Consider the following 15,865-nt stretch of genomic DNA (forward strand, 5'->3'; position numbering starts at 1 on the left):
ATTCCAATGCTGAACACTTCAACGCGTTCCACAACGCCACGCACGGTGCTGGTGGTCGAGGATGAACCGACCTTGGCCACCGCCATCGCGCAGCGCATCACGGCCGAAGGCTGGACGGCGCGCGTGGCCTCCGATGGGGCGAGCGCGGTGCAGGCCGCAAAGCAGCTGAAACCTGATCTGGTGATCATGGACATCATGCTGCCGGTCATGGATGGATTGGAGGCCACGAAACGCATCGTGGCCGACCGGCCGGTGCCGGTGCTGATCCTGACCGCGCGCGACGACGAGACCGACAAGGTGATCGGTCTGGGCGCCGGCGCGGACGACTACATGACCAAGCCGTTCTCGATGCGCGAGCTCATCGCCCGCTGCAAGGCGCTGCTGCGGCGCGTGGAACGCGCGAAGGTCATCGCGAAGAATTCGGAGAACGAGAAGCTGCTCGATTTCGGCTCGCTGGTCATCGATCCGGCGCAGCGCATCGTGACGGTGAACGGCGAGCAGGTGCATCTGACGCCGACCGAGTTCGACCTGCTGGCCACGCTCGCGCGCAAGCCGCGTTCGGTGCTCACGCGCGAAAAGCTGCTCGAGGAGGTGTGGGACTGGGTGGACGCCTCGGGCACCCGCACCGTGGATTCCCACGTCAAGGCGCTGCGCCACAAGCTCGGCTCGGAGACGATCCGCACCGTGCACGGCGTCGGTTATGCGTTCGAGCCGCCGAGCGCGTGAGACCATGACCTCGCCGACCACACGCAAGCCTTCGGGCGCACGCCGCAAAGGGGTGCGCCCGATCGGTTTTTTCTCCTCGCTCAAGATCGAACTGAGCGTGCTCATCGTCATCGCCACGGCCATCGCCTTCGTCATGGCCTGGTTCCTGCTCAAGATCGGCTGGAGCGGATGGCTCGCCATGCCGCTGACGCTGGTCGTGGCGCTGGGCATCACCTACCTGTTCTCGTACGGTCTCATCGCCCCGCTGCGCCAGCTGCGCGACGCGGCCAACGCGATGGCCGACGGCGACTACACGGTGCGCGTGCAGCTGGGCACCGACAGCAACGACGAGATCGGCCAGCTCACCCGCGCGTTCAACGATATGGCCGAGGAGCTCCAGCACGCCGACCAGATGCGCCTCGACATGATCGCCAACGTGAGCCATGAGCTGCGTACGCCCGTATCCGCGCTGCAGGCCATGGTCGAGAACATGGCCGACGGCGTGACGGAGGCCTCCCCCGCCAATCTGGAAAGCATCCTCGACCAGACGCACCGGCTGAGCGATCTGATCGCGTTCCTGCTCGACCTGTCGCGCATGGAGGCCGGCGCGGCCAGCCTGAACATCGAACGGTTCAACCTGCACGATTTTCTGGACGAGACCATCAAGCCGCTGGAGATCGCCGACGCCGGGCACGCGCACGACATCCTCATGCGCGTCGACGCCGGCATCGAGATGGAAGGCGATCAGGACCGCCTGCGCCAGCTGTTCACCAACATCATCGCCAACGCGCTCAAGCACTCGGCCAACGGCACCACGGTGCTCGTCGAGGCGAGCGAGGACGTCGACGCCGGCATGATCGTGACCAATGTGGTCAATTTCGGCTCGCAGATCCCGGTCTCCGACCGATCCGACATCTTCAGGCGCTTCGTCAAGGGCAAGGCCGGCCCCGGCACCGAATCCGGAGGCACCGGCCTGGGCCTGTCGATCGCCCGCTGGGCGGCGCAGCTGCACGGCGGCACCGTGCATGTCGTCGACGACAAGCGTGGCGTCGATTTCGAGGTGCGGCTGCCGAAATACCATATCGAGCCCGACTACGCCGACGAGTGATCGGCCAGACCGCTTGGCGCGGCGCAACGCCTCGCATCGCATGCCTCGCGCCGTCCCCGACTCGCCGCATTCCCCGATGCATCCCGCTCAGGGCACCCGGGCCAGCGACAGCGCGGTGAGCACGCGGGCTCCGGCCGCGTCGAGGGCGGCGACGCACTGACGCATGGTGGCTCCGGTGGTGACGATGTCGTCGATCGGGACCACCGTCCCGCCACGGCACAGCCGCGGGTCGTCCACGACGATGTTGCCGCCGATGCGGGCGGCGCGCTGGGCGGCGCCGCCCGCCTGCACGGATTTGGATCTGACCCCCGACGCGCGCAGCACCGGCAGCGCGACCGCATCGAAACCCCGGTCCCGCAATACCCTCGCCGTGCGATCGACCAGATTACGCATGTGCCAACGGCCGCGCGACCGCATCGACGCGGCGGACGAGGGCGCCGGCACCAGAGCGATCTGGCGGTCCCGATCGACTGCGCCGCAGCGAACCGCCAGATCGGCCAGCAATTCGGCGAACGGCGCGTCGCATTCCTCGTCGCCGTGATCCTTCCATGCCAGTATGGCGCGGCGGGCCCGGCCCCGGTACACCGCGCAGGAGCGGCCGATCCCCGCTTCGCACCCCGGCAGGGCAAAGACGCCGCTTTCCGAGAACAGGGCGCGGCAGTCCGGGCACAGCACCCGGTCCGGTTCGTCGCATCCGGCGCAACCGCGCGGCAGCAGCACGTCGCGAGCCTCCCCCAGCAGGCCGCGCAGCGACGCGCCGATCATGATCAGTCCCGGCCCGTATGGCCGGCAGGGTCCGTCTGGCGTTCCAGACGGTCCAGCAGCTCGTCGCACAGCCGCAGCGTGTCGTCCGGGCCGGTCACGCTCAACGCGGCGGCACCGGCCTGCGCGGCCGGGTAGTCGTTGCCGCCGGGATTCATGCGGTCGCCGACGAACACGATCCGCGACGGCTCGACGCCGAGCCGGTCGGCCAGCGCGCGCACCGCATACGCCTTGTCGAGGCCGGGGGCCGAAACGTCGATGCTCGTGTACCCGCCCGGACGCACCTTCAGATGCGGCAGGTCGGCGGCCACCGCCGCGGCCAGACGCATTTTCTTGGCGTCGCCCGGGTCCCATCGCTCCTTGGCCTCGGCCGGGGCGAGCTGGCCCAGCGCCGAAAAGGTGATCTGGCTGCCGCGATCCTCGATCCGCGGCCCCCAGGAGGGCTCGTTCCACACGCCCTGCTCCTCGGCGTGCCGGCGCAGCGAGTCGATGGCGCGCCGCTTGTCCTCCTCGCTCAGCTCGTGCTCGTACACGCACGCCCAATCCGCGCCGTTCCACCGATAGTAGCGGGTGCCGCTGGTGGGCATCAGATGCAGGTTGGCGCGATCCGCGTCTTTCCCGAGCACGTCGAGGATCTGGCTGACGACCAGCTCGTACCGGCCTCCCGTGATGATCGCGACGGGGATCAGGCGGGTCAGGCGGGTGATACGGTCGGCCATCGCCGCGTGCATCGGCTGCTTGGAGCAGGCGAGCGTGTTGTCCAGGTCGAACCCGAGCACGCGCATGGACGCGACCAGCCCGTCGTAATCGGCATCAGCCCATGAGCGTATGTTCACCACGTCCGTTCCGCCTTTCCGCCGACAGAAACCAATGACAGTATCCTAACGCATTTTGCCTCCGCCTAGGCTTAAGGTGGAGTCATGCTTGAAGCTCCTTGGAACACGTCGATATACCGCAACCGCCACGGCCGCGGGGTCAGGACCCCGATGTTCGGCACGAGGCTGCCCCGATACCGCACCCGAAGCGGCATGTTCGACGATATGATGGCGGCCCAGATCAGGCGCCTGGACGCCGCATGGCCCGAATTGGTGCGCCCGCTGCAGTTCGCGGTCGAGGACGTGCCGCCGTCGCAGCCGGCGCCGTGGGAGGCCAAGCCGAACTTCAACTCGCAGTACTTCCCTGCATCGCACGGTATCCCGGCGCGCATCGTGCTCTACCGCATGCCGCTGCAGTCGCTGGCGCGTGACCGCGCGGACCTGCAGCTGCTCATCCGCGACGAGATCGTCGCGCGCATCGCCGACCTGTACGGCCGCCACCCCGAGGAGATCGACCCCGACTGGGGCCTGTGACCGAAGTTCTCACAAATGGCGGAATAACGCCATTCCAAAGAGTCTATGCCGCTTCCCCTACATTGTCTGCCCACATTTTGCCCACATTTTCGCGCAACAGCAACTCTCCCTATCGACTCGCTGAGCGCATCCAAATCATCATCAAAGAGATCCGCGTACACATCCAACGTCATGGCGGCCGATGCGTGGCCGAGTTGGCACTGCACCGTCTTCACGTTCGCTCCGGCGTGGATCATGATGCTGTCCGCAGTGTGACATAGGTCGTGGATTGTGACGAACGGGGCACCGGCACGGCGTTCCGCGAACCACAACCACCCCCCGTTCTTGCGTGATGGACTTTCACCGTTGACCATGTAGGTACGATACCCGTCGTCGTATGGGCGCGTGAACAGCAGATCGTCATCGGTCTCACCTTCGCGCTGTTCGCGCATTGCGTCGTCCAGCACGGCCGAAAACATGATCGATCTTGGCGTAGCTGGCTTTTGCCCTGATTTTTACTCATGTGTACGGGTTTTCCGGTTTTAACGTGTTTTAACCGGTTTTGATGTGTTTTAATGGGATTTGACAAGGGACAAGACAATACGTAAGCTGCCTGTTTACGCCAAAATCGGAAAGGAGGCAGCCATGACCATGATGGATACCGCTGTAAAGCCAATCCCGGCTTACGCGCCGCCCGAGGACGGCAAGCCACGCAACGCCGTGGACGAGAAATGGATGCGACTGCACCGCGCGCTGATGAACCGTCCGGCGCGACTCGCGAAGAAGGCGCAGAATATTGAGAATAGCGATCGTCACTAGTCGTCTGTGCGACTCCGACGATCAGCTCGCATTGCGCCGTTTCGTCTGCTGCGAGCCGAACGGCCCGGAATACGCGATGGACGTGCAACGCTATATCCGAGGACTCCGCATCAAGGACGAGCCGGGGATGTATCGTATGGTTCTCCAGTACGGGGAGACCCCAAACGCGTCCGTCATCGGTTTCTGTGAATTCGGTTACGATCCCACCGCTCCGGAGTCTAATGGTTACGCAATATCATTCATCGCCACCGCGTTGAGCGAACGCGGCAGGCATCTCGGCGCGATACTGCTGGACTGCGTGCTCCGGTGGATGGCGAACGACGCCGCCAGACACGATCGCACTCCTTACGTGTTTACCCAGATAGATCCCCGGAACGAGGCCAGCATCCATCTTTTCTCCGACGCGGGCTTCGAGAACGAAGGGCGGGACGAGAACGATCCCGAATTCGACATCTGGTCGAAGGAATTCGAACCGTTCTCCACGGACAGGCTCTACTTCTACTCCCCCGTCATGATCGACGAGGACGATAAGAACTGACATTTTTGGGTGTGGCTTCGCCCGTATAATGATGGGCGAAGCATCTTCCTTTCGATTCCGGCTCTCGAGGTGGCTGCTTTATCAATGCCTTGAACGTGTTGGTGGCACATTCAAAGGTTTGGATCCTGTCCGGGGTCGGTGGCCCCGGACAGGACTATCGTTATTTGTCGTTGGAGAATATGCCGTAGGTGTCGCAGGTCGCTATACCGTTCGCGCCGCTAGCCTTGTTGCTGCTCTTTTCCTTTCCGTCGATTTTGACGCTGCATGACACCTCTTGCGACGAATCTCCCATGATGTCTCCGCTCACGGTGACCGTGTACCCCTTTTTGGCATCTTCTCCTGTCAGGGTCTTGGTCCATGTTTTGTCGAATTCCTCGTTGTTGCTGCTTCCGCCAGTACTCCACATAACGCTGCCCTTGCCGGTCGCGGTTACGGACAGTTCCACGGTTTCGGCGTCGGCGTTGACATTGCCCTTGGCTATGTCGTCCAACGCCTTGGATGCGGCGTATTGCATGCCCAGGGTGATGACGATCGCGAGGATGGACAGTATGGTGCCGACTATCGCGAGCACGCGACCGCCCCTGACGGAGTTGCGTCCGGTTTTGACGATGCCGATGATGCCGAGCACGAGACCGATGATGCCGAGAATGAATGCGGCATTGTTGATAATCGGCACGAAACTCAACACGATCCCGATGATGCCGAGCACGAGCGAGGCTATGGCCAGGCCACTGGTGCCCTGACGAGCGGTCGCGCGCCGGGCGGACGCCGGAGCATTCCTCGCCCGATCATATGCGTCAGGCGCGGACCCGTTGGACGCCACCGGCTGGGCAACCGGCTGTGCCGGCATGCTGGCACGCACCGTATCCACGATATTCGACACCAATTGCATCACGCCGGTCTCCTGCTCGGCGGTGAACAGGACCGAATACGGGTTGGCGCTCGCCGTGGTAACGTCCCGGCAGATACCGGTCAACGATCCGTCCGACTGGGCTACGTTGAAGCTCACGAAACCGTACGTGGTCCCTGTTTTGTCGACCTGCTGCGCGGTCACGCCTTTGACGGCGCCGACCGGGAACGACACGGATCCGCCGAATGCGGCCTTGTCGGGCCCCGACCTGTCGATGCGCACCATCACGCCATCGAACTCCAAGTTCCCCGAAAACCCTGAAACCTTCATTTCCTCATCCTCCATGTATTCTCGCGCCGGCTCATAGGCCGGATCGCGTTATGACGGTTTGGGAACGCCGCACCCTCTCAGACCGGAAAAGTATCGGCGACTGCGATGTCCGCCGGTTCCCATTCTTGCGCCCCCTTTGCCGTTTCACAAGCATGAGCGTAATCGCATGATGACGCGCCGATAAACGGGGCCGATGAGGTTTCCCCGCGATTGCCCGGCTTAACAGCAGGCGGCGCTCGGCAACGTCGCCAAGGCGCGAGGCATGACCCAGATCGCCAAGGATGCCGGCGTGGGCCGCGAAAGCCTGTACAAAAGCTGAATCGAGCCGATTCGCATGTGCTTCCCCCCGTCGGCTATGCCGACAGCTCCCCTCCGAGAGGGGAGCCCGAACTAATGGGCGGAGGAACTAGCGCACGATGGCGGCGTTCTGGCTCGACCAGATGCGTTCGGTGGTCTCCTCCAGCGAGGTGGGCGCGAGGGATGCGAGACCGGCCAGATGCGCGTCATCGACCTGCGCGTTCGTCAGGCGGGCGCCCCACACGATCTGGCCACCGGCCACATCGAGGCGGAAGGTCACCGCGTCATCGCCGATGTCGGAGACGTCCACGGACCGGGCCGCGTTCGCCGACAGATCGAGCTTGGCGTCGCCGACGCGCTTGCCGGATCCGTCGTATCCGATCAGGGTGCCGTCGGCGTCGGTGGTGCCGGCATTCACGACGGTGAGCGTGGCGTCCATATGGTCGGGCACGGTCAGCGCCGAGACCGCGGACGGACGCTCGGCGCGCACCAGCGCGAAATCCGCCTGCCCGTCGTCGCCGGAACGGCCGACCTCGGCGGTCAGCCGGATGCTGTCCTGCGCGGTCGAGGCCACGGCCAGGGCGCCGGCCGGGGCCTTGCCCATATCGATGACCGTGACCTTGCCTCCGGTCAGGTCATGCGCGGCGGACTGGACCAGTCCCTTGTCCGTCACCCACGACAGGGTCGTCGTGGTGTCGCGTTCGGCGAAGGCGATCACCCGCACATCGTCGCCCCTGCGCACGGACGGCATGACCGCGGTGGCATCGGGTTCGACCGCCGGCGCCATGACCTCCGAGCCCTTGGAGGTGAGCCCGTCGGCGGCGACCGTGCGGATCACCGCGGCGACCGGGGTGCGTTCGCTGGACACGGTCACGTACAGCCCGTCCTGATTGGGGGCGGCGGCCGACAGATCCACCGTGGTCTCGCCGTGCGCCTCGACGGTGACGGTCTCCCCCGTCGACAGGGTCAGCGCGCCGGTGCCCGAGGTGCCCCACGCCCGTACGCCCAGCGAGGTGGCCTTGGAGGACGGGTTGGCGATGACGAGCTGCTGCGTGGTGCCGGTGGCCGTGCCGCCGACCACGAAGGCGTGCGTCAGGGCCGGCGTGACGCAGGATACGGCGGACACGCCCTTGAGATCGCCCTCCGTCGCCCAGGAGGCCATGGACGCCACGGCCCCCGTGCCGCTTTTGGATTCGAGCATGCGGGTCTGCAGCAGGGTCGAACCGCCGTCGACGTTGCCGGAGGCGCTCATGATCGACGAGACGTCGGCCGCGTCCGCGGACTGCAGCGCGGTTGCGCCGTCCATGGACGCGGTGGTGCCGATGACGGAGCGGAATACCGATCCGAACGCCGCGTAGCGCGCCGAGGAGGCGATATCGCCGGCCGACGCCTGGAATTCGCTGTCGCCGTACGACCCGGTATCGGCCAGGCTCATGCGGGCCGGGCAGTAGGATTCCGTCTGCAGCTGGCTGACCGTATGCTCGGAGGACGCCTCGCCCTTGGCGCTCGCGTCGACGAGCGAGGGCAGCGGACGCACGATGAGCAGCGCGACGAACATCGCGATGATGACCAGCATGGTCAGCACGCCGAGGACGATGCGGACCCCCGTGCGCCGTGCATGCCGCCGTGATGCCTGTGCGCTCATGATTCCTCCCGGTAATAGCGATAGGACCGTCGCGGCAGCGCCACCAGGCAGTAGAGCGTGACGATCACGCCCATGCACCACAGCCAGGCGTACCGCCATTGGCTGGATTGGGTGCGCCGCTGCCACGAGGTATCGATGTTCTGGCTGTCCGCGCTGTTGATGGTCAGGCGGTAATACGTGCCGCTGTCGTTGGCGACCACGGATTGGGTGCCCTCCGAGGCGGTCACGTTGCTTTGCAGCTGCTCGCCGGCGGTGGCGGCGTCGCCGCCCGAGGAGGCCACGAAGATGCCGCCGAAGCCGAGGCGGCTGATCTGCGCGATGGCCTGCGAATCGGCGCCGGACAACAGGCTGGCCCCGGCCGCGGCGATCGTGGCGTCGGCGTCGTCGTTGCCCTCGAAGGCAAGCCGGACGCGCTGCAGGGGCGAGCTGTCGACCAGGTCGCCGCGCATGGTGCGCATCACCGTGAATTCGACGTCGGTCTCGGAGGCGGCGCGCAGGGCCAAAATGCGATGATCGTCCCCCTGCTGCAGATAGTCGACGGCGACCATGGGCAGGCCGGACCGCGACACGGCGACGCTGCGGCGCTGCGGGCCGATCAGCGCCACGCCGCCGGTGGCGACAGTGCACAGGGCCAGGGCGGCGACCAGCAGGGCGCGACCCAGATGAACCGCCTTCGTCCTGGCGGCGGACGTCCCGACGGCGGACGTCCTGGCGGCGGACGTCCTGGCGGCGGAGGCCGGGCGGGTTCCGGCGACCGCGCGCCGTGACGCATGCGCGGCCCCCGAGGTGCCGGCGGAGGTGTCCGCGGCTGCACCCGCGGCGACGCGCAGCGGCACGAAGCGCTTGACCGCGCCACCGGCGAGCACGCAGATGCACGACATGAATCCCAGCAGCATCATCGTGAATCCTGGCAGCACGGAGGCGGCGACGTCGCCGTCCAGATCGGCCGCGATGGCCACGCGCGAGCAGCAGATCGCCAGCGCCGCGCCGGTGAGGCTGACGACCCACATCATGCGCGCCACGCGCAGGGCGAACGGCAGGCACAGCGCCACCACGGCGAGGATGGCCAGCAGCGCGCAGACGGCGACGATCGCGATGGCATAGGGGTCGGAGCCGAACGGCCAGATCCCGCCTCCCGCGTCCAGGCCGAAGGCCCGGGCGGTCACGTCGGCCAGATTGACGGCTCCGGGCCCGCCGTTGACCTGGCGGGACGGGACCATGACGTCGCCGAACAGCTGGCGCCACGCGCCGTCGCGCGCATAGCGCACGGCGTTGACCAGCGTCGGCGAGACCACGAACGCGGCCGGCACCGGCATGAGCAGCAGCATCACGCGGTGGCGCGGCACGAAGATCAGGAACACCAGGAAGGTCACGATCAGCGGCAGCAGCAGCTGCGGCTCGGCGGCCACGACGGGGATGAAGCACAGCGAGGCCAGCGCGGCCGCCTGCACCGACCGGTGGGGGTGCAGCTGGTCCTCGGTGTGATAGAGGCCGACGGCGCGGAACGCGAACGCGAACGCCGCCGGAAGGAACACCATGACGGTCAGCATGGGCAGGTTCGCTGCGTCGAACAACCCCATGGCCAGGCCCAAGGCCACCCACAGCAACCCGCCGACGACGCGCACGGCGTCCGAGCGGGTGAACACGCCGGCCAGAGCCCAGAACGACAGCGCGGCCAGCGGGGCCGCGGCGAAGAAGATCAGCGCCAGCGCGGCGGTCGTGTGCCCGGCGGTCACCACCGACACCGCCAGCCAGACCAGCAGCCACGGCGCGGGGGGCGCCGGAACGCCGGTTCCCGCGCCGAACACCCACAGGGTCGTGGCCGAATCGGCGAGCTGGCCGAGATCCGCGGAGGTCGGCAGCAACTGGTCGGAGTACAGCGAACCGCCCGAGAACACGGCGGCGAACACCTGCCGGTAGACGATGGCGACGACGAGGAACGACGCCAGCGCCATGCCCAGGGCGAGCGACCAGCGGCGGATCCGGCGGGCGCGCAGATGCGCCCTGGCCAGCGGGCCGAGCAGCACGGTGCGGCGCTGGTCGTCGAGCGCCTGCCGGCGATCATGCCATTGGCGCAGCTGCTGCCGGTTCACGCTCAGCGCCGTCAGCCGCATGGGCGGCACGTTGGTCTGGCGCGACACCAGCCGGCGTGCGGCGATGCCGCCGGGCAGCGAGGCAAGGGCCCTCCACGGCATGCACAGCTCGCACCACGCCTCATACGGCTTCTTGGAGAACAGCTGCGCGAGCGAGCGCCCGATGCCGCCGATCAGGCTCCACAGCCAGATCAAGGGCCAGAGCGCCAGACGGGTGTCGGTGTAGCGGTAGCGCTGCGCGCAGTCCATCACCGTCATCGCCGTATCGATCGTTCCGCGCTCGTCCACCGGCGCTCCCCCGCGGGTGCGGATGCCTTCGAAGCGCGCGCGGCGGTGCGCGATGCGGGCGGAGGGCACCACGACGACCCTGCCTCCGTTGAGGCAGACGCGGCGGCAGAAATCCGCCGATTCGGCGAAGGTGGTGAACCACCGGTTCACGCCGCCCAACGCGTGCAGCGTCTCGATCGGCAGCAGCGCGCCGGCCAGGGACACCGCGAACACGTCCTGCCGGGCATCGTACTGCTCCTGGTCCTCCTCGCCGTCCACGACCAGCGATTCGAGACGGTGATGGCCGGCGTACAGACCGACGTCGTGCAGGGACGAGCCCTCCCAGTCCAGCTGTTTGGCGCCAAGCAGGGATGCGGTCGGATTGTTGCGCCACGCGTCAAGCAGCCGTGACAGGCATTCGTCGTCGGCGGGACGGGAATCGTCGTGCAGCAGCCACAGCGCACGGACCTGCCCGGGCAGCCGGGCCTGGGAAAGCCCCTTGGCCACCGCGTCGCCGAACGACGAGGCGCCTTTCGCCCCAACCACCTGCACCGTGACGGTCTTGGCCTCGGGCACGCTGGAGATCGGCCCCGCCGGCGAGGGAATGACGCTGAAATCGGTCACCATGGACCGGGAGGTATCCCCGCTGCAGTCGACGATGACGATCGTGCCGGGCAGCACGCTTTGGGCGAGCACGGCGCGCAGGGTGTCGGGGAGGAACCGCAGGTCCTCCTCCACGGTGATCACCGCCGCCGCATCGGCGGAGACGTCCTGCCGATGGGAGTACGGGCGGGCCGCCAGCGATGCGGCGATGGCCTGTTGAATTGCGCTGCTGCCTGTTGGATTCATGGTTCCAGTGTACGCATGCGGCTGGCGCAGCGTCACGCGTGCTCCTTATGTTCCTTCTTGTACCGGCGGCGCTCGCGTTCGCTCAGACCGCCCCAGATGCCAAAACGCTCGTCGTGGTCGATGGCCCATTTCAGGCACTGCTCGCGCACCTCGCACCGCGCGCACACCCGCTTGGCGTCGCGCGTGGAACCGCCCTTTTCGGGGAAGAACGCTTCGGGATCGGTCTGCGAGCACAGGGCCTTGTGATGCCATGACAGGTCGTCATCCGCCTTGAACAGCCCCCACAGCTCCTTCAGGCCCTTCAACGGCTCTTCGGCGGAATCATCGACGACACCCCACATGCGTCCCTCCTTACCGAAAGCGAATGACCAACCATCGGTTAATTACACACATGCGACTTGAGATTTGTCAAATCAGACTGTGTCAATCCGAGGCTTTTGCACGGATATGTGGTACATTGCGTCTCCGGCCCGCGCCCATGCCCGTCGGAGCCGCCGCGATCTCCCCGACGACGCGGTATGTGCCGTTCCTGCAGAGGAATGCACGCCCGACGAGTCCGGAACCCGTCGCATGTGCAACAGTGGCATGAGTATTGTGCAGTGCATGGCCAAGGGAAGGGTATATCAGCATGGTTGACGGCAACGGCGGGGCAACGCCATCGACTCCCCCCAGCTTCATTCCGTCCGCGCAACGCCGCCGTGCGAGCCGCGCCGGGAATGCGGCGCAGGCCTCCGGCATCGAACCGTCATCGTCCGAGGCACGGCCCTCCCAGCACGCCGAGTCGGCGCCGCCGGCGTTCGCCCCGTCCTCGGGGCGCCGGTCCCGGACCTCGCAGTCCCGGCAGTCCGGCGCGGCCGGCACCGGGGCGCCCGCGTCCCCGGCCGCGCAGCCGCAGAGCTTCGCTCCGGCGGCCGCCCCCGACCGGCAGCCCCGTCGCTCCTCGGGATCGTCGAGGACGGCCTCGCCGGCGCCGGCATCGTACACAGCCGCATCGCGGCGCGAGCGCCTGCAATCCCGCCAGTTCTCCCCCTCCCGCCAGTCGAACGCCGCGGCGCATCCCCAAGCCGGCCCGGGCAACGGGCAGGCGGTCTCCGGCGGTACCCCCGCCATCGCCCTGCGCGGCCCGGGACGAGGCGCGGGACGTTCCGCCCGCCGCCACCGCCCGCTGCGCGTCCTGCTGATCACGCTGGCCCTGCTGGTCGCCGTAGGCGTGATCAGCGTGTTCGGCGCATGGAACTGGGTGAACGGCCATCTGGTCAAATCCGACTGGCTGACCGATATGGCCAACACCAAGGGCACCAGCTGGCTGCTGCTCGGCTCCGACGAGAGGGACGGCACCGAAGGCGTGGCCGGTTCGGACGCCAGCGACATCACCGGCTCGCGCACCGATACGATCCTGGTGCTCACCAAGCCGAAAAGCGGTCACAGCTCGCTGATCTCCATCCCCCGCGACTCGCTGATGAACGTCGACGGGCAGTACATGAAGATCAACGCCGTCTCCCAGTTCTACGGCGACAAGGCGCTGGTCGGGCAGGTCGAGTCGCTCTCGGGGCAGAAGATCGACCATGTGGCCGAAATCCGCTTCGGCGGGCTGAAGAACGTCGTCGACGCCATCGGCGGCGTCGAACTATGCTACGACCAGGACGTCAGCGACGGCTATTCCGGGCTGGAATGGAAATCGGGCTGCCATATGGCCGACGGCACCACCGCTCTGGCGTTCTCGCGCATGCGGTACGCCGACGCGCAGGGCGACTTCGGCCGCGCCGCCCGCCAGCGCCAGGTCATCGGCGCGGTGATGAAGAAGGCGCTCAGCGGCGGCACGCTGCTCAACTTCCCCAAGGTCGGCAAGCTGGCGAACGCGGCGCTGGCCTCCATCACCGTCGACGAGAAGACCAACCCCTACACGCTGCTGCAGATGGCGCTCGCCTTCCGCGACGCCACCGGCTCCAACGGCGTCAGCGGCAGCGTGTACTGGAGCAATCCCAACTACTACGTGGACGGCGTCGGCTCCTCCGTGCTGCTCGACGACGCGAAGAACAAGGAACTGTTCTCCCAGCTGGCCAGCGGCACGCACAAGGCCGGCGATGTCGGCACGCTGGCCGAGGAAGGCTGAGTCCGCGGGTTCTCGGAACCGGACAGCAGGCCCGTCCCGCATCGCCATAGGACATCGTCGGCGCCCCGCGCGAGCCGATGGCGACACGCGCGGGGCGCCAAGCCTTCGACCACAACGCCCGTTCCGGCTTGCGCCGCCCGCCCGCGTGCGGCCAGACTCGACGCATGAGCGACAGCAGCACGTCCCGCGCATCCCGGATGCCGGCGTCCCGCCATGGCCGGCATCACCGGCATCGCGGGCGCGGATCCGACGCGCCCGGGCTCGGCCTTGGATCCGTGCTGACCGTGGTCGCCATGGCGGCGCCGCTGAGCGCGCAGCTGGTGATGCTCGTCGCGATGCTGGCCGAGCGCCGCTGGATGTTCGCCGCGATGGTCGCCCCCGGTCTGGTCGGATGCGCGGCGTCCATGGCGCTCGCCGCCATACCGTCCCTGCGCCGCGCCACCGACGGGACGGCCACCGGCGAGGCGCACGCGTCGCCGCGGCGGGCAGCGGGCCGCGTGCCGGCGGCGTGCATGACGGATCCGTCATCCGCCGGACGCGAGGACGGCCCCGACGCCACCGGGCATTCCGCCCGGCCGCACGATCCGGCCCGGGATTTCGCCGATGGCCCATGCCCGCCGTGGGAGACGCTGAGCGGCATCGATCCCTCGCGCGACCGCCGCTGCTGGCAGCGCATCGTACGCCGGTGGCTGGAGCCGCCTGACACGGCGGCGCTGATCGGCACCGCCGCATCGGAGCCGTTCGCGCTGGATCTGGTGGCGCAGGGCCCGCATGCCCTGGTGGCCGGCACGACGGGTTCGGGCAAGTCGGTGCTGCTGCAGACCTGGTGCATGGCGCTGGCCTGCGCCAATCCGCCGGACCGGCTCCAATTCGTGTTCCTCGACTTCAAGGGAGGCGCCGCATTCAGCGAGTTGGAACGGCTGCCCCACACCGTCGGATGCGTCTGCGACCTCGATCTGGCCCACGCCAGGCGCGCGCTGGACGCGCTGGAGCATGAGATCACGCGCCGCGAGCGTCTGGTCGCCGCCCGGCATGCCGCCGACGTGCGGCAGTTGGCCGATCCCCCGGCCCGCATGGTGATCATGGTCGACGAATTCCATGCGCTGCGCGACCAGCTGCCCGATTCCGTGGACCGCCTGGTGCGCGTCGCCGCCCTCGGCCGCTCGCTGGGCATGCATCTGGTGGCCTGCACGCAGAATCCGCTGGGGCAGGTCAGCGCCGACATGAAGGCGAACATCGCGGTGAACGTCTGCCTGCGCGTGCGCGACCCCATGCAGTCCCGAGAACTGCTCGGCTCGCCGCTGGCCGCGTCCATCAGCCCGGCCGTTCCGGGCGCGGCCTACTGCCACGACGGCATGGACATGACGGCCCTGCGCTGCGCCGCGGCACGCGATCTGACGGCGCTCGCCGACGCCGTCGTCACGGCGCATCGGTTTTGCGCGACGCCGGCGCCCCCGCCACTGTTCAACGCGCCCCTGCCGCGTGTCGCGCCCCGGCCCGGCGTCGGCCCGGTCGCCAGCCGTGACGCCATACCGTTCGCCATGGGCGATACCGGTGTGGCGCTGCGCGAGGAGACCATCGCCCTGTCGCGCGGCAACATCGCCATCATCGGCCAGCGCGGCCGCGGCAAGACCACGCTGCTCGACCTGTTCGCCGAGTCGATCCGCGTCCTGCCCGGGATCCGGCTGCAACGCACCCGAGGCTCCGGGCAGGGCACTGATGCGCGTCCGGACACCCGCATGGGACCCGTGCCGCACCGGGACGGGACGGATCCGCCGCCCGGCCCCGGCCTGGTATGGCTGGTCGACGACGCCGATCCCCTGCTGGACCCGCTGTGTCCCGATCCGCTGGCGGCCACGCTGCGCGAGGCGATGGCCGATCCGGCCGTCACGGTGATCATCGCGGTCGAGACGTCACGGCATCTGCGCGTGCCGGAGCACTGCGCGGCGCGCATCGTGTTCCCCACCGGCGAACGGACGACGGATATGATGAATGGCATTCCCGCACCGCTGCTCGACCGCATGCCCCCCGCGGACGCCGATATTCCCGGCCGGGCTGTGCTGATCGAGCGCGGCCGCGCGACGCCGGTCCAGTGCTTTCTGCAAATCCGTGGGTGAAAAGTCTTGAAAAGTCGCGCCGTTCGTGGTTATCTGTGTAGTGG

Annotated in this window: 13 protein-coding genes and 2 pseudogenes; 8 read left to right on the forward strand and 7 right to left on the reverse strand. The window is 67.7% G+C overall.

What is annotated here, in order from left to right; genetic code table 11:
* Positions 1–6: 6 nt before the first annotated feature.
* Positions 7–726, forward strand: coding sequence for a response regulator transcription factor (locus BBSC_RS06960; RefSeq protein WP_033517042.1), 720 nt, complete (start codon positions 7–9; stop codon positions 724–726).
* A gap of 4 nt (positions 727–730) precedes the next feature.
* Entirely contained in the window at positions 731–1,813 is a 1,083-nt protein-coding gene (locus BBSC_RS06965; RefSeq protein WP_033517088.1) for a sensor histidine kinase, read from the forward strand.
* A gap of 87 nt (positions 1,814–1,900) precedes the next feature.
* On the opposite strand, the gene BBSC_RS06970 is transcribed toward BBSC_RS06965, so the two are convergent.
* Both BBSC_RS06970 and BBSC_RS06975 read right to left on the reverse strand, forming a co-directional pair.
* On the reverse strand, positions 1,901–2,578 hold the full coding sequence (locus BBSC_RS06970; RefSeq protein ID WP_033517044.1) for a ComF family protein: 678 nt from the start codon (positions 2,576–2,578) through the stop codon (positions 1,901–1,903).
* A gap of 2 nt (positions 2,579–2,580) precedes the next feature.
* Positions 2,581–3,360: an HAD-IIB family hydrolase gene (locus tag BBSC_RS06975; protein WP_046726326.1), complete on the reverse strand. Its 780-nt coding sequence runs from the start codon at positions 3,358–3,360 to the stop codon at positions 2,581–2,583.
* A gap of 135 nt (positions 3,361–3,495) precedes the next feature.
* Here BBSC_RS06975 and BBSC_RS06980 point away from each other — a divergent pair, with 135 nt between their 5' ends.
* A complete protein-coding gene (locus BBSC_RS06980; protein ID WP_081892874.1) occupies positions 3,496–3,924 on the forward strand; it encodes a metallopeptidase family protein in 429 nt (142 codons plus the stop codon).
* Between the two features lie 155 nt (positions 3,925–4,079).
* Here BBSC_RS06980 and BBSC_RS14485 read toward each other — a convergent pair.
* Positions 4,080–4,382: pseudogene (locus tag BBSC_RS14485) on the reverse strand (tyrosine-type recombinase/integrase); the annotation flags it as partial.
* 166 nt (positions 4,383–4,548) lie between these two features.
* Between BBSC_RS14485 and BBSC_RS13940 the strand changes: the two are divergent.
* Both BBSC_RS13940 and BBSC_RS06985 read left to right on the forward strand, forming a co-directional pair.
* Positions 4,549–4,722 (forward strand): hypothetical protein, encoded by a 174-nt coding sequence (locus BBSC_RS13940; RefSeq protein ID WP_169742218.1) that lies wholly within the window; start codon positions 4,549–4,551, stop codon positions 4,720–4,722.
* A 76-nt stretch (positions 4,723–4,798) separates the two neighbouring features.
* Complete coding sequence (locus BBSC_RS06985) at positions 4,799–5,260, forward strand: GNAT family N-acetyltransferase (protein ID WP_070098296.1); 462 nt, start codon at positions 4,799–4,801, stop codon at positions 5,258–5,260.
* A 160-nt stretch (positions 5,261–5,420) separates the two neighbouring features.
* Here BBSC_RS06985 and BBSC_RS12830 read toward each other — a convergent pair whose 3' ends face one another.
* Complete coding sequence (locus BBSC_RS12830) at positions 5,421–6,440, reverse strand: DUF4190 domain-containing protein (protein ID WP_161787634.1); 1,020 nt, start codon at positions 6,438–6,440, stop codon at positions 5,421–5,423.
* A 226-nt stretch (positions 6,441–6,666) separates the two neighbouring features.
* On the opposite strand from BBSC_RS12830, the pseudogene BBSC_RS14235 reads away from it, so the two are divergent.
* A pseudogene (locus BBSC_RS14235) lies at positions 6,667–6,756 on the forward strand (helix-turn-helix domain-containing transcriptional regulator); the annotation flags it as partial.
* A 90-nt stretch (positions 6,757–6,846) separates the two neighbouring features.
* Here BBSC_RS14235 and BBSC_RS06995 read toward each other — a convergent pair.
* Genes BBSC_RS06995 through BBSC_RS07005 form a run of 3 tightly spaced genes read right to left on the reverse strand, consistent with a single transcriptional unit; the run spans position 6,847 to position 11,932 of the window.
* On the reverse strand, positions 6,847–8,382 hold the full coding sequence (locus BBSC_RS06995) for a DUF5719 family protein (RefSeq protein ID WP_033517048.1): 1,536 nt from the start codon (positions 8,380–8,382) through the stop codon (positions 6,847–6,849).
* Positions 8,379–11,591 (reverse strand): glycosyltransferase family 2 protein, encoded by a 3,213-nt coding sequence (locus BBSC_RS07000; RefSeq protein WP_033517096.1) that lies wholly within the window; start codon positions 11,589–11,591, stop codon positions 8,379–8,381. The genes BBSC_RS06995 and BBSC_RS07000 overlap by 4 nt, the downstream gene beginning before the upstream one ends.
* Positions 11,592–11,623: 32 nt before the next feature.
* Positions 11,624–11,932 carry a WhiB family transcriptional regulator gene (locus BBSC_RS07005; protein WP_033517050.1) on the reverse strand — a complete coding sequence of 103 codons (309 nt, stop codon included), beginning with the start codon at positions 11,930–11,932 and terminating at the stop codon, positions 11,624–11,626.
* A 287-nt stretch (positions 11,933–12,219) separates the two neighbouring features.
* On the opposite strand from BBSC_RS07005, the gene BBSC_RS07010 reads away from it, so the two are divergent.
* Together BBSC_RS07010 and BBSC_RS07015 are read left to right on the forward strand one after the other, a co-directional pair.
* A complete protein-coding gene (locus tag BBSC_RS07010) occupies positions 12,220–13,704 on the forward strand; it encodes an LCP family protein (protein ID WP_034535412.1) in 1,485 nt (494 codons plus the stop codon).
* A 164-nt stretch (positions 13,705–13,868) separates the two neighbouring features.
* Positions 13,869–15,821: an FtsK/SpoIIIE domain-containing protein gene (locus BBSC_RS07015; RefSeq protein WP_306558598.1), complete on the forward strand. Its 1,953-nt coding sequence runs from the start codon at positions 13,869–13,871 to the stop codon at positions 15,819–15,821.
* The last annotated feature ends 44 nt before the right edge of the window (positions 15,822–15,865 follow it).

It is taken from the genome of Bifidobacterium scardovii JCM 12489 = DSM 13734, assembly GCF_001042635.1.
Lineage (GTDB): Bacteria > Actinomycetota > Actinomycetes > Actinomycetales > Bifidobacteriaceae > Bifidobacterium > Bifidobacterium scardovii.

Excerpts from the sequence above, each read along its gene's own strand:
- BBSC_RS06960 (WP_033517042.1), top strand. The coding sequence starts at position 7 with ATGCTGAACACTTCAACGCGTTCCACAACGCCACGCACGGTGCTGGTG.
- BBSC_RS06965 (WP_033517088.1), top strand. The coding sequence starts at position 731 with ATGACCTCGCCGACCACACGCAAGCCTTCGGGCGCACGCCGCAAAGGG.
- BBSC_RS06970 (WP_033517044.1), bottom strand. The coding sequence starts at position 2,578 with ATGATCGGCGCGTCGCTGCGCGGCCTGCTGGGGGAGGCTCGCGACGTG.
- BBSC_RS06975 (WP_046726326.1), bottom strand. The coding sequence starts at position 3,360 with ATGCGCGTGCTCGGGTTCGACCTGGACAACACGCTCGCCTGCTCCAAG.
- BBSC_RS06980 (WP_081892874.1), top strand. The coding sequence starts at position 3,496 with ATGCTTGAAGCTCCTTGGAACACGTCGATATACCGCAACCGCCACGGC.
- BBSC_RS13940 (WP_169742218.1), top strand. The coding sequence starts at position 4,549 with ATGACCATGATGGATACCGCTGTAAAGCCAATCCCGGCTTACGCGCCG.
- BBSC_RS06985 (WP_070098296.1), top strand. The coding sequence starts at position 4,799 with ATGGACGTGCAACGCTATATCCGAGGACTCCGCATCAAGGACGAGCCG.
- BBSC_RS12830 (WP_161787634.1), bottom strand. The coding sequence starts at position 6,440 with ATGAAGGTTTCAGGGTTTTCGGGGAACTTGGAGTTCGATGGCGTGATG.
- BBSC_RS06995 (WP_033517048.1), bottom strand. The coding sequence starts at position 8,382 with ATGAGCGCACAGGCATCACGGCGGCATGCACGGCGCACGGGGGTCCGC.
- BBSC_RS07000 (WP_033517096.1), bottom strand. The coding sequence starts at position 11,591 with ATGAATCCAACAGGCAGCAGCGCAATTCAACAGGCCATCGCCGCATCG.
- BBSC_RS07005 (WP_033517050.1), bottom strand. The coding sequence starts at position 11,932 with ATGTGGGGTGTCGTCGATGATTCCGCCGAAGAGCCGTTGAAGGGCCTG.
- BBSC_RS07010 (WP_034535412.1), top strand. The coding sequence starts at position 12,220 with ATGGTTGACGGCAACGGCGGGGCAACGCCATCGACTCCCCCCAGCTTC.
- BBSC_RS07015 (WP_306558598.1), top strand. The coding sequence starts at position 13,869 with ATGAGCGACAGCAGCACGTCCCGCGCATCCCGGATGCCGGCGTCCCGC.